Source organism: Nocardioides sp., from assembly GCF_036503465.1.
Classification (GTDB): domain Bacteria; phylum Actinomycetota; class Actinomycetes; order Propionibacteriales; family Nocardioidaceae; genus Nocardioides.
This window is the reverse complement of record NZ_DASXWU010000104.1, coordinates 86,355-98,248: the sequence shown is the minus strand read 5'-3', so window position 1 is coordinate 98,248 and position 11,894 is coordinate 86,355. Positions and strand designations below refer to the sequence as shown.

Sequence of the window (11,894 nt, the reverse complement as noted above, 5' to 3'; positions counted from 1 at the left end):
TTGTGCATTGCACGAAGTTGAGCAGGAGCCCGGCTACGGGAGGGTCAGGATCTCCGCGCCGTCGCCGGTCACCAGCAGGGTGTGCTCGAACTGGGCGCTGCGCCGACCGTCGGCGGTGACGACGGTCCAGCCGTCCGCCCACATCACCCACTCGTGGGTGCCGAGATTGAGCATCGGCTCGATCGTGAACGTCATCCCGGGCCGGATCTCGTCGTCGAACCGGGGATCGTCGTAGTGCGGGATGACCAGTCCGCTGTGGAACGACGTGCCGATCCCGTGGCCGGTGAACTCGCGGACCACGCCGTAGCCGAACCGCTTGGCGTAGGCCTCGATCACCCGGCCGATCACGTTGACCCGCCGGCCGGGCTTCACGGCCTTGATCGCCCGCATCAACGCCTCGTGCGTGCGATCCATCAGCAGTCGGGACTCCTCGTCGACGTCGCCGGCCGGGAACGTCGCGTTCGTGTCGCCGTGGACGCCGTCGAGGTACGCCGTGATGTCGATGTTGACGATGTCGCCGTCCTCGAGCACCCGGGCGTCGGGGATGCCGTGGCAGACGACCTCGTTGACGCTGGTGCACAGGGACTTGGGGAAGCCCTTGTAGCCCAGGGTCGAGGGGTAGGCGCCGTGGTCGCACAGGAACTCGTGGCCGACCCGGTCCAGGTCGTCGGTGGTGACTCCGGGGGCGACGTGCTCGCCCACCAGGTCACGCGCCTGCGCCGCGAGGCGGCAGGCGCGGCGGATCCTCTCGATGGTCTCGGCGTCCTTGACCTCGTTGCCGGTGAACGGCGCCGGCGCCGGCCGGTCGACGTACTCGGGCCGGCCGATGGACTCCGGCACCGGGCGGCGAGGCGAGATCGCGGCCGGGGCCATCGCGGTCGAGGTCATGGGTCGAGTCTAGAGTCGAGCCCCGGTGAGCGAGCTTGTGAGCTCACCGACCAGGGCGAGAGGTGGAGGAGGGTCCGACTCAGGCCCGAACGAAGAGAGGGACCGAGTGGCCCGTCTCGATACCCGTAGTCTGCTGGTCATGGCCGCGTACTGGTTCTGCGTCAAGCACCACCGCGTCGAGCAGACGCCCGGTGACGTCTGTCCGCCCATCGACCGGTTGGGTCCCTACGACTCCGAGGCGGACGCCGCGCGGGCGCTGGAGAAGGCCAAGGAGCGCAACGAGGACTGGGACAACGACCCGGAGTGGAGCGACGAGACCGACTGGGCCGGGCTCCCCAAGCGACGTCACCCCCAGTGACGCGCCCGGCTCCGCGCCGGCCCTCGCGACCCACGCCCCCGCCGGCGCCGCCCCGGATCTCGCCCTTGCCCTTCGGGGGCATGGTGGGCCTGGCCTGCGTGCTGTTCCTGGATCTCGCCAGCGGCCTGGTCGTCGACTGGCCGGTGGTCGTGCTGCTGGTCGCCGCGTGGGTCGTGCTGTTCGTCCTGGCTTGTGCGTGGTGGACCCCCCACCCCACCCGCCTCCCCTGGCTCGGTGCCGTCGCCTTCGGGATCTGGGTGGTGGTCGTGATCGGCGGCAGCGTGGCGTTCGGCTGAGCAGGCTGGTCGATAGTACGGATCACCAGACCGGTTCCCAGCGGCCGTGGGACAGGTCGTGTGATCCGTACTATCCGCTCAGAGCCAGCCGTGGGAGGTGGCGATCTGGACCGCCTCGGAGCGGTTGCCGGCGCCGGTCTTGCCGATGGCCGAGGACAGATGGTTGCGGACGGTGCCAGGGGAGAGGTGCACGCGCCCGGCGATGACGGCCACGGCGGCTCCGTCGGAGGCGGCCCGCAGGACCTCTGTCTCGCGTTCGGTCAGAGGGGAGTCGCCGATGGCCAGGCTGTCCATGGCCAGGACGGGGTCGACGACGCGAAGGCCCTGGTGGACCCGGCGTACGGCGTCGGCCAGCCGGGCTGCGGGGGTGTCCTTGACGACGAACCCGTCGGCGCCGGACTGCATCGCGCGGCGCAGGAAGCCCGGCCGGCCGAACGTGGTGACGATCAGGACCCGGGTGCCCGGTGAGACGCGACGTACCTCGGCGGCCGCGCTGATCCCGTCGAGCCCGGGCATCTCGACGTCGAGCAGGGCCACGTCGGGGCGGTGCTCGAGCACCGCCGGTACGACGGCGTCCCCCGACGCCACCTCGGCCACGACCTCGAGGTCGGGCTCGAGCCCGAGCAGGGCCGAGAGCGCGCCGCGGACCAGTGCCTGGTCGTCGGCGAGGAGGAGCCGGATGGTCACGGGACGACCACCCGGAGCGAGAAGCCGGGATGAAGCGACTGGGTGACCACGGTGCCGCCCACCGCGGCTGCGCGTTCGCGGAGCCCGGTCAGCCCGTGGCCGGTGCCGGGGGAGTCGGCGCCGCGGCCGTCGTCGCGCACCTCGACCTCGTGCTCGCCGAGCACGACCGTGCAGCGTCGGGCGCCGCTGTGCCGGATCACGTTGGTGATCCCCTCGCGGACCGCCCATGCGAACAGCTCGCGCCGGTCACTGGGGACGTCGTCCGTGGTGTTCGGCAGCTCGGCGGCGATCTCCGCGGCCGACAACGCCGTCTTGGCCCGGGCGATCTCGCCGGGCAGCGTCAGCTCGCGGTACCCCTCGACGGCTCGGCGTACGTCGCCCAGCGCGTCGCGGGAGAGCCGCTCGAGGTCGGCCAGCTCGGACCGGGCGCGCTCGGTGTCGACGTCGATCAGCCGGTTGGCCAGCTCGGCCTTGACCGTGATCACGGTCAACGAGTGGCCCAGGATGTCGTGCAGGTCGCGGGCGAACCGGTTGCGCTCGTCGTCGAGCGCCAGCCGGGCGTTCTCCTCGCGGACGGCGAGCACCTCGATGTTGCGGTTGATCGCCTGCGAGATCCCCCAGATGGCGAGGGTGGCGACCAGGGTGCCGAACAGGATCCCGTCGTCGCGCTCCCACCCGGGCAACCAGATGGTGGCGGCGTAGGCGCCGAAGGCGACCGTGGTCGCGGCGAGCCAGGCCCACCGGGTCTGCAGGCAGATCACGCAGATCACCGCGACGTACACCGCAGCGGCGTCACCCTTCTGCCCGATGGCGGCGCACATGACCACGCCCAGCGCGAGCTGCGCCAGGACGAGGGCCACGCCCTGCGAGCGTCGGACCGGCGTCCGGAACGGCGTGCCGACGCGGCGCCACCGCATCAGCACGAAGACGGTCAGATAGAGCGCGGCGAACAGCAGGGTCGCGCCGATGCCGATCCAGCCCCGGAGGTCGTGCCGGTCCCACGCGGCGCTCAGCGGGGAGAGGAGGTAGAACAGCCAGATCGCGGCGAACAGCAGACCCCAGCGACGTGGGCCGACGGGCCGGCCCACGTCGATCCCCGGAACCAGGGCGCTGCTCATGTCGGTCACCGTAGGTCAGATCCCGGGATGCTCACACGCGGGCGGTGTCCTTGCTCATCCGCCAGGCGGCGCCGGCCACGAAGATCGCCAGCCAGACCACCAGGTTGACCACCCACACCGCGTGCGGGGCGCCGCCGTACAGCGGCCAGCGGGCGAGCTGGGCCAGGCCGTAGATCGGGGTGCACGCCGAGATGTGACCGAGCGTCGAGCCGCTCGAGATCGGGAACCACAGCCCACCGACCGCGGCCAGACCGGCCAGGACGGGGCCCAGGATCTGCATCACGTTCTCGCTCGGCAGCAGGTAGCCCATGAAGAGGCCGAAGGCACCGAAGACGATCGACCCGATCCAGGCGATGACCGCCGCCGTGACCCAGACGTGCAGCGGCATGTCGGCCTTGCCGTTCAGGGCCCCGGCGACGTTCACCGCAGCCACGGACAGGGCGCCGAAGCCGAGGGCCACGATGGACTTGGTGACGATGTAGGCGACCGGCGACAAGGGCGTGAGCCGCAGCTGGCGGGACCAGCCCAGCGCGCGTTCGGTGGCGACCATCGCCCCGCCGCTGGTCGAGGCCAGCACCGCGCCGTACACCGCCATGCTGATCAGGATGTACGCCGAGACGTTGCCCGAGCCTTCACGGTCGCTGCTGTAGGCGGCGTTCGACCCGATGATCAGGAACAGGAGGACCGGCATCACGAAGGTGAAGATCATCGTGCGTCGGTTGCGGAGCATCCGCTTGAGCTCGATGGCGAGCGTGGTGTGGTTGAACCCGCCGAGCGAGGGAACGCGACGGACGGCCGGGTCGATGGTCTGGGTGGTCATGCCGAGGCTCCTTGGTCGATGGTGGCGGTCACCGAGGGAGTGATGGCCTGGTCGTCGCCGGTGAGGCTGAGGAACGCGTCCTCCAGGCCTCGGGCCGTGATCTCGAGGTCGTGGGCGGTGGTCTCGGTGAGGAGGTGGCGGGCGATCGCGTCGGTGTCCTTCGCGTGGATGTAGACCGAGTCGCCGCGCACGTCGACGCTGTCGACGCCCGGCAGCGCGGAGAGTCGGGCCGCGTCGGCGTCGGGCAGGGTCGCCCGGACGGTGCGGCCGGCGGCCAGCGCCTTGATCTGGCTGCCGGTGCCGTCGGCGACGATCCGGCCCTGGCTGATCAGCACGATCCGGTCGGCGTACTGGTCGGCCTCCTCGAGGTAGTGCGTCGCGAACAGGACCGTGCGGCCCTTCTCGGCGTCCGCGCGGATGGCGGACCAGAAGGCGCGGCGACCCTCGACGTCCATGCCGGTGGTCGGCTCGTCGAGCAGGAGCAGGGCCGGATCGGACAGCAGAGCCATCGCGAACCGCAGGCGCTGCTGCTCACCGCCTGAGCACTTGCCCACCTTGCGGTCGGCGATGCCGGTGATGCCGGCGCGAGCCAGTACGTCGTCGACCGGCGTCGTGTCGGCGAACAGGCTCGCGGTGTACTGCACCGTCTCGCGGACGGTGAGGTCCTTGAGGAGCCCGCCGGTCTGCATCACGGCCGAGACGAGGCCCCGCGAGATCGCCTGGCGGGGCTGCATCCCGAGCACCTCGACCGACCCGGTCGTGGGATGCGAGAGGCCCAGCACCATGTCGATGGTGGTGGTCTTGCCGGCACCGTTCGGGCCGAGGAAGGCCACGATCTCGCCCTGCTGGAGGCTGAGGTCGATGCCGCGGACGGCGTGGACGGAGCCGAAGTCCTTGGTGACGCCGGAGATCCGGACGGCAGGCGCGGCCCCGGCCGTGCTGCCGGTCGCTCCCGAGAGGCTGGTCTGTGTCATGGCCCCAGCCTGGACGAGGAGTGGATCTGGTGCCTCACACAGGCATCACGAGTTCGGCATGACGAATGTCATGAGCCGGTCATGAGCCCGCGTCAGAAAGTGTGCTCGGGGCCGGGGAACGTGCGGTTCTTGACGTCCTCGTCGTAGGCGCGGGCCGCCCGGAGCAGCTCGCCGTGCAGGTCGGCGTACTGCTTGACGAAGGTGGGCATCCGTCCGGTGCGCATGCCGAAGGCATCCGTCCAGACCAGGACCTGCCCGTCGCACTCGGCACCCGCGCCGATGCCGATGGTCGGGATCAACAGCTCCTTGGTGATCTGGGTGGCGACGTCACCGGGGACCATCTCCATGACGACCGCGAACGCGCCGGCGTCCTGCACCGCGTGAGCGTCGGCGATGACCCGCTCGGACGCGTCGCCGCGCCCCTGGACCCGGTAGCCGCCGAGCGCGTGCTCGCTCTGCGGGGTGAAACCGATGTGCGCCATCACCGGGATGCCGCCCTGGGTGAGCCGGGTGATCTGTGGGGTCATCTCGACACCGCCCTCGAGCTTCACGCAGTGGGCGAGCCCTTCCTTCATGAAGCGCGCGGCTGTCGTGTACGCCTGCTCCGGCGAGGCCTGGTAGGAGCCGAACGGCAGGTCGCCGACGACGAGCGCCCGACGGACGGAGCGGCTCACGGCCCGGGTCAGGGGGAGGAGCTCCTCGACGCTGACCGGGACGGTGGTCTCGTAGCCGTAGACGTTGTTGGCCGCGGAGTCCCCGACCAAGAGCACGTCGATGCCGGCCTCGTCGAAGGTGGCGGCGGTGTACTGGTCGTAGGCGGTGAGCATCGAGAACCGCTCGCCGCGCTCCTTGAGCTGGCGCAGATGGTGGGTGCGGACCCGCTTCACGGGGGCGCTGGTCCCCGAGAGGTTTCGGGGGGCGGGACCGGTGCCGTACGGCGCGGCGACCTCGTCGTTCATCCGGGGCTCCTCGGTGCCGACAGGGTCGGCCGTCATCGCGGCTCCCTCGTGGAGTCCACGCAACGCTTCCAGGCTAGTGACGTGCATGCAGGAAGGGGCCTGTGTCGCTCGTCACGGGCGCGTGAGCTCGTGGCGGAGTCCACCGAACGCGATCTCGTCGTCGCGAGTCCCGACGTGGGGGGCGGCGAACCACGCGGCGTACTGGCTGATCTCGTCGAGCCGCCACTCCAGGTCGAAGAGCTCGAGCATCTCCGGGTCTGCCCCGACCTCGTGTGGGGACATGCCGCCCTCGACCAGGAGCCGGAGGTCGAGCTCCGGCGGTGCCAGGGTCAGCGACTCCCAGTCCACCAGGAGCCGGCCGGACGCCGTCAGCAGCTGGTCGTGACTGCTGGGCTCGCCGTGGTTGGCGACCCAGGCCCGGTCCCGGGCGGCATCTGCGAGGCGGTGGTACCGATCGGTCCATCGAGCCACGTCGGTGAGCCGCTCGCGCACCGCCTGGCGCGCCGCGTCGGCGTACGGCCCGGGACCCCAGCTGCGGCCGGTGAGCTCGCCCGTCCTGTCCGCGAAGTCCGGACGGACCAGCGGGCGCCAGACCGGAGTGACCTCCGGGGGAGGCACGTCGTGGAGCCGGGTCAGGGCCAGCTGGGTCCAGGAGAGGTCCAGGGAGCCGCCCGACCCACCGTCGCGCCACGGCGTGCAGCTGAGTCGTCCCTCGCCGAAGGGGACAGTCGTCGCGCCGGATGCGCCGACCAGCGCCGCGACCACGAACTCCAGGCCGCTGTCGTGGAGAGCGACCGCAGAGGCGTACGCCGCCTCCAGGCGGTAAGCGTCTCGCCACTCGTCCACACGGTCCAGGGTGACGAACAGCCGCGGCTGCCGATCCTGGTACGCCGCCCAGTGGTGTGCGCCGAACCCCACCGGGAGGTACGAGACGGTGTCGACCCGCTCGTCCCAGCCTCGGCGGACCTCGGCGAGGACGTCCCCGTCGTCGACGAGGCCGGGTCGTTCATGCACGGGCGAACCTGCGCGTGCGGAGACGGTCGAACGCGCGCTCCGCCGGCGGGTTGCGGATCAGGTCGAGGAGTGCGGCGGTGGGCTCGTCCGGGCCGTACGTGGTGTCGACCGTCAGGTCGCAGTCCCCGTGCTGGAAGACCAGCCGCTGCTGGTGGAGCGCGGTGCCCGGGTCGCGGTCGTTGCGCAGCCTCTCGCGCCGTCGCAGCTCCTTCGGGGAGCAGGTGACGTGGACCAGCAGGACGTCGATCCCCACGGTCAGCCGCAACAGGTCGTCGAGCCGCCACGGCTCGTTGAGGACGTGGTCGCCGAGGACGTCCATCCCCGACGAGGCCGCGCCGACCAGCGCCCGGTGGTACGCCGCGCGCGTGCGGTGGAAGACGTCGTGCCACTGCCGGTCGGTGAGGTCGGCGTCAGGGCGGGTGCGGATCTGGTGGAAGAGATCGACCGGCAGGAGCAGCCACGGCGTGGGCAGCCGGCGGGCGACGGCCTGGGAGAGCGTCGACTTGCCGGCGCTCGACGGCCCGTTGAGGAGGACGATCCGACCCGACGGCATGGCAGGACGGTACCGAGAGCGCTGCTAGCTCTCGCGGGGAGGCGTCGGTGGGCGCAGGACCCGCGCCGCGCGTTCGCTGACCTGCTGCTGGGCGGCGAGCTCCTCCCCGACGAAGACCACGTTGTAGTTGTTCCGGCGCTGGATGTCGCGCATCACCGGGACCTTGCCCAGGTCGCGGAAGAAGCGCGCCACGTCGACGTCGAGCCACTGGCCCGACCACAGCTCGACGCCCTCCACCTCGATGTAGACGGCAGCCACCCGGCTGAGCACCTCGCGCGCGCCGGTGAGCACCGCGTCAGAGGCGCCTTCGACGTCGATCCAGGCCACGATCCGGTCGGTGTCCGTCGGATGCACCAGGTCGTCGACCCGCACCGCCTCGACGTCGACCGCTTCGTGCTCATGGCTGCCGCGGTGGATGCCGAGGCTGGCCATCCGGCTCTTCTCCGGGTCGACCGTCCGCCGGCCGATCGAGAGGGGGATGTTGACGGTCACGGTGCCGTTGGTCGAGGCCGCCGCCAGGTGCCGGTAGTCCACCCCGGCCCGGTCCAGCTGCTCGCGGTACCTGCGGTGCACGTAGGGGTTCGCCTCGAGGGCGAGGCATCGGGCCTCGGGGAACGTGCCCTTGGCCCAGGTCGAGAACGTGCCCTCGTGCGCGCCGAGCTCGAGGACCAGCGTGGGGTCGACGGTGCGGCAGAGGTCGTGGAAGAACCGGCGTACCCGACGGTCGATCACCCCGGTCGGCTTGCCGGTGTTGCGGGCCTGGGCGGCCGTGAACTCCGCCCAGAACCGGTAGCCGTGTGGCTCGTCGGGCAGCGGAGGACCGAGCGCCATGGGCGCACCCTAACGCGGGGCGATCCCTAGACTGGTGACGTGGAGTTCTACTCGGCGTACGCCCAGGGTTTCGCGCGGGTGGCGGCGTGCACCATGCCGGTGGCGCTGGCGGATCCGGCGGCCAATGCGCGCTCCGTCCTCGACCTGGCCCGTGACTGCCACGACGACGGAGTGGCGGTGGCCGTCTTCCCCGAGCTCTGTCTCAGTGGCTACTCCATCGAGGACCTGTTCCTCCAGGACACCTTGCTGAACGCCGTGCAGGAGGCGGTCGCGACGATCGTCGCGGGCTCCGCCGACCTAGTCCCTGTGCTCGTGGTCGGGGCGCCGCTCCGGCACGGCTCGAGGGTCCTCAACTGCGCCGTGGTGATCAAGGACGGACGCGTCCTGGGAGTCGCTCCCAAGTCCTACCTCCCGAACTACCGCGAGTTCTACGAGCGCCGGCACTTCGCGCCGGGCGACGACCTGCGGGGGGCGGCGATCCGCGTGGCCGGAGCGGAGGTCCCGCTGGGACCGGATCTGGTCTTCGCCGCCTCCGACCTGCCCGATCTCCGCCTCCACGTGGAGATCTGCGAGGACATGTGGGTGCCGGTGCCTCCGAGTGCCGAGGCGGCGCTGGCCGGGGCCACCGTGCTGGCCAACCTCTCGGGAAGCCCGATCACCGTCGCCCGGGCCGAGGACCGGCGGCTGCTGGTGCGCAGCGCCAGCTTCCGCGACAACGCGGCGTACGTCTTCGCCGCCGCCGGCCAGGGGGAGTCCACGACCGACCTGGCCTGGGACGGCCAGACGATGGTCTACGAGTGCGGCGACCTGCTCGGGGAGAGCGAGCGGTTCCCGATCGGGCCGCGGCGGACGGTCGTCGACGTCGACCTCGACCGGATCCGCCAGGAGCGTCTCCGGATGGGGACCTTCGACGACAACCGCCGGACACTCGGGCTCGGCCGGAGCGACGTCCGGGAGGTGGCGTTCGAGCTCTCGCCCCCGGCCGGCGACATCGGGCTGCGCCGCAAGCTCGACCGCTACCCGTTCGTCCCCGACGACCCCGACCGGTTGGCGCTGGACTGCTACGAGGGCTACCACATCCAGGTCGCCGGGCTGATGCAGCGGCTGGAGGCGATCGGCCGGCCCAAGGCAGTGATCGGAATCAGTGGTGGTCTCGACTCCACCCACGCCCTGATCGTCGCGGCCAAGGCGATGGATGCCCTCGGCCGGCCGCGCAGCGACGTCCTCGCGTTCACGATGCCGGGCTTCGCCACCGGCGAGACGACGAAGTCGCTGGCGACCCGTCTCGCGGGGGCGCTCGGGGTGACCTTCGAGGAGATCGACATCAAGCCGGCCGCCGAGCAGCTGCTGAAGGACCTCGACCACCCGGCGGCCGACCCCACGCAGGACGAGCCGACGTACGACATCACCTACGAGAACGTGCAGGCCGGGTTGCGCACCGACTACCTGTTCCGGCTGGCCAACCAGCGCGGCGGCATCGTCGTCGGCACCGGCGACCTCAGCGAGCTCGCGCTCGGCTGGTGCACCTACGGCGTGGGCGACCAAATGTCGCACTACAACGTCAACGCCGGGGTGCCGAAGACGCTGGTGCAGCACCTCATCCGGTGGACGATCGAGAGCGGCCAGTTCGACGAGGCGGCCGACCAGGTGCTCGGGGAGATCCTCGACCAGGAGATCACGCCCGAGCTGATCCCCACGGTCGAGGGACAGAAGGCGCAGGCGACCGAGGACACGGTCGGGCCGTACGCGCTCCAGGACTTCACGCTCTTCCACGTGCTGCGGCGGGGCTACCGACCGACCAAGATCGCCTTCCTCGCCTGGCACGCCTGGCACGATCCCGAGGCGGGGGACTGGCCACCCGGGTACCCGGCGGACCGCCGGCCGGCGTACCAGCTGAGCGAGGTCCGGCACTGGCTCGAGATCTTCTGCCGGCGCTTCTTCGCCAGCCAGTTCAAGCGCAGCGCTCTTCCGAACGGGCCGAAGGTGAGCGCGGGCGGCACCATGAGCCCGCGCGGGGACTGGCGGATGCCGAGCGACGCGGCGGCGACCGCCTGGCTCGCCGACCTCGAGCAGGTTCCTCGCCGCTGATCGGGTCACCCGCCCGGCGTACTCCGTCCTCCTGCCGGATGACATTTCGGCAACGGCGCGTCCCGACTGCAACCTTTCCCGGGCACGGTCAGTCGAAGGGCCGTAGGGGCGCCGCGGAGGCGCCGCCCTGAGCTCCGGGAGACGGACATGACACGAGTACGACGCGCGTGGGGGGTCGCAGCGGTCCTCGCGACGCTCGCCGCCACCATGCTGGCCACCACCGCCCAGAACGACGCCCATGCCGCAACCGGGTCCGCCGCCCCGGCGGCACGGCAGTCGGCCAGGACCGCCCTGCACATCCACGTCACCGGGTGCGACCGGTGCTCGGTGCAGCTCCAGCAGGCGATCCACGGCCGGGGCACCGTGTGGCAGTCGCGGTCGAAGCGGATCGGCGACGACAAGGAGGTGACGTTCCGCGTACGCAGCTACCGGACCAAGGGGATGTCCTTCGTCCTGCGCGCCCCGTGGGCCAGGGACCTGGACTGGGTCCCCAACGTCGCGACCCGGTACGCCGGCCACAAGGTCGACTCGTTCGTGACCCGTACGGAGGCCCGCGCGGCCGATCGCGCCGAGGGATGCTGGGCGGGCACGAACCTGGACCGGGTCGCTCTGGGCTTCCACGTCTCGCGCATCTCGGCGGAGGCCGGCGACGGATCACCGACGAAGGCTCCTCTGGTCTACGCGACTCACACGATGTCGAGCTGGCGGCCGATGGCCGACACCTACAAGGGCACGATCGCCAACCAGGAGGCGTTCTACTGCACCCGACCGAAGACCACCGACGTCACGTTCACCGCTCCTGGCTGCACCGGGTGTGAGCTCCAGCTGCTGAACGGTGCCCGGCGCGCCGAGAACCTCTGGGTCTCCCGGGCCAAGACCGTCTCGGGCGGGTCCGTCGCCTTCCGGGTGCCGCGGCCGCTGACGCGCGGCCTCAGTGCCACGGTCCGGGCGCCGTGGGAGGGAGCACCGCCGTTCACCACCACCGTGGTGTGGCGGTACGGCGGTCACAAGGTCGGTGACTCGGTCACCTTTGCCGACGCTCGGTCGCGCTCGCGGGCGACCGGATGCTGGGGCGGGACCACCGAGTCCGCCGTCTCGGTCGCACTGACGATCCGCGAAGTCACGGTCACGAGCACCACCGGCTCCCCGACCGCCGGGAGCATCGCGTTCGCCGACGTCACCCAGCCGTGGTTGAGGCCGATGTACCCGGTCAAGAAGGGTGTGCTCGGCACCCAGGACGTCATCGTCTGCAGCAAGTAGTCGACGTACGACGAGCACGACGCCCTGCCGGTCTCGGGCCGGCGGGGC

General features: G+C 71.3%; 13 protein-coding genes. 4 read left to right on the top strand and 9 right to left on the bottom strand.

Annotated elements, in window-relative coordinates:
• Positions 1 to 33: 33 nt before the first annotated feature.
• Positions 34 to 888 (bottom strand): type I methionyl aminopeptidase, encoded by an 855-nt coding sequence (map, locus tag VGK78_RS20135; protein ID WP_331529534.1) that lies wholly within the window; start codon positions 886 to 888, stop codon positions 34 to 36.
• A 139-nt stretch (positions 889 to 1,027) separates the two neighbouring features.
• Between map and VGK78_RS20130 the strand changes: the two genes are divergently transcribed.
• Complete coding sequence (locus tag VGK78_RS20130; protein WP_331529533.1) at positions 1,028 to 1,246, top strand: hypothetical protein; 219 nt, start codon at positions 1,028 to 1,030, stop codon at positions 1,244 to 1,246.
• Between the two features lie 80 nt (positions 1,247 to 1,326).
• Positions 1,327 to 1,542, top strand: coding sequence for a hypothetical protein (locus tag VGK78_RS20125; RefSeq protein ID WP_331529532.1), 216 nt, complete (start codon positions 1,327 to 1,329; stop codon positions 1,540 to 1,542).
• A gap of 78 nt (positions 1,543 to 1,620) precedes the next feature.
• On the opposite strand, the gene VGK78_RS20120 is transcribed toward VGK78_RS20125, so the two are convergent.
• From VGK78_RS20120 to VGK78_RS20085, 8 genes are all read right to left on the bottom strand, one after another.
• Positions 1,621 to 2,229 carry a response regulator transcription factor gene (locus VGK78_RS20120; RefSeq protein ID WP_331529531.1) on the bottom strand — a complete coding sequence of 203 codons (609 nt, stop codon included), beginning with the start codon at positions 2,227 to 2,229 and terminating at the stop codon, positions 1,621 to 1,623.
• Complete coding sequence (locus VGK78_RS20115; RefSeq protein ID WP_331529530.1) at positions 2,226 to 3,347, bottom strand: sensor histidine kinase; 1,122 nt, start codon at positions 3,345 to 3,347, stop codon at positions 2,226 to 2,228. Before VGK78_RS20115 ends, VGK78_RS20120 begins: the two co-directional genes overlap by 4 nt.
• Before the next feature lie 31 nt (positions 3,348 to 3,378).
• Entirely contained in the window at positions 3,379 to 4,167 is a 789-nt protein-coding gene (locus tag VGK78_RS20110) for an ABC transporter permease (protein WP_331529529.1), read from the bottom strand.
• Positions 4,164 to 5,141, bottom strand: coding sequence for an ABC transporter ATP-binding protein (locus VGK78_RS20105; protein ID WP_331529528.1), 978 nt, complete (start codon positions 5,139 to 5,141; stop codon positions 4,164 to 4,166). Before VGK78_RS20105 ends, VGK78_RS20110 begins: the two co-directional genes overlap by 4 nt.
• 92 nt (positions 5,142 to 5,233) lie before the next feature.
• On the bottom strand, positions 5,234 to 6,136 hold the full coding sequence (gene panB / locus VGK78_RS20100; RefSeq protein ID WP_331529527.1) for a 3-methyl-2-oxobutanoate hydroxymethyltransferase: 903 nt from the start codon (positions 6,134 to 6,136) through the stop codon (positions 5,234 to 5,236).
• A gap of 75 nt (positions 6,137 to 6,211) precedes the next feature.
• Entirely contained in the window at positions 6,212 to 7,114 is a 903-nt protein-coding gene (locus VGK78_RS20095; protein WP_331529526.1) for a hypothetical protein, read from the bottom strand.
• Positions 7,107 to 7,667 (bottom strand): phosphotransferase-like protein, encoded by a 561-nt coding sequence (locus VGK78_RS20090; protein ID WP_331529525.1) that lies wholly within the window; start codon positions 7,665 to 7,667, stop codon positions 7,107 to 7,109. The genes VGK78_RS20095 and VGK78_RS20090 overlap by 8 nt, the downstream gene beginning before the upstream one ends.
• A gap of 24 nt (positions 7,668 to 7,691) precedes the next feature.
• A complete protein-coding gene (locus VGK78_RS20085; RefSeq protein ID WP_331529524.1) occupies positions 7,692 to 8,498 on the bottom strand; it encodes an FkbM family methyltransferase in 807 nt (268 codons plus the stop codon).
• Between the two features lie 39 nt (positions 8,499 to 8,537).
• On the opposite strand from VGK78_RS20085, the gene VGK78_RS20080 reads away from it, so the two are divergent.
• A complete protein-coding gene (locus VGK78_RS20080) occupies positions 8,538 to 10,586 on the top strand; it encodes an NAD(+) synthase (RefSeq protein WP_331529523.1) in 2,049 nt (682 codons plus the stop codon).
• A gap of 147 nt (positions 10,587 to 10,733) precedes the next feature.
• Entirely contained in the window at positions 10,734 to 11,846 is a 1,113-nt protein-coding gene (locus VGK78_RS20075; protein ID WP_331529522.1) for a hypothetical protein, read from the top strand.
• Positions 11,847 to 11,894 lie beyond the last annotated feature (48 nt).

Bases quoted from the DNA above. Each gene is read 5' to 3' on its own strand.
- map (WP_331529534.1), bottom strand. From the start codon at position 888: ATGACCTCGACCGCGATGGCCCCGGCCGCGATCTCGCCTCGCCGCCCG.
- VGK78_RS20130 (WP_331529533.1), top strand. From the start codon at position 1,028: ATGGCCGCGTACTGGTTCTGCGTCAAGCACCACCGCGTCGAGCAGACG.
- VGK78_RS20125 (WP_331529532.1), top strand. From the start codon at position 1,327: ATGGTGGGCCTGGCCTGCGTGCTGTTCCTGGATCTCGCCAGCGGCCTG.
- VGK78_RS20115 (WP_331529530.1), bottom strand. From the start codon at position 3,347: ATGAGCAGCGCCCTGGTTCCGGGGATCGACGTGGGCCGGCCCGTCGGC.
- VGK78_RS20110 (WP_331529529.1), bottom strand. From the start codon at position 4,167: ATGACCACCCAGACCATCGACCCGGCCGTCCGTCGCGTTCCCTCGCTC.
- VGK78_RS20105 (WP_331529528.1), bottom strand. From the start codon at position 5,141: ATGACACAGACCAGCCTCTCGGGAGCGACCGGCAGCACGGCCGGGGCC.
- panB (WP_331529527.1), bottom strand. From the start codon at position 6,136: ATGACGGCCGACCCTGTCGGCACCGAGGAGCCCCGGATGAACGACGAG.
- VGK78_RS20090 (WP_331529525.1), bottom strand. From the start codon at position 7,667: ATGCCGTCGGGTCGGATCGTCCTCCTCAACGGGCCGTCGAGCGCCGGC.
- VGK78_RS20085 (WP_331529524.1), bottom strand. From the start codon at position 8,498: ATGGCGCTCGGTCCTCCGCTGCCCGACGAGCCACACGGCTACCGGTTC.
- VGK78_RS20075 (WP_331529522.1), top strand. From the start codon at position 10,734: ATGACACGAGTACGACGCGCGTGGGGGGTCGCAGCGGTCCTCGCGACG.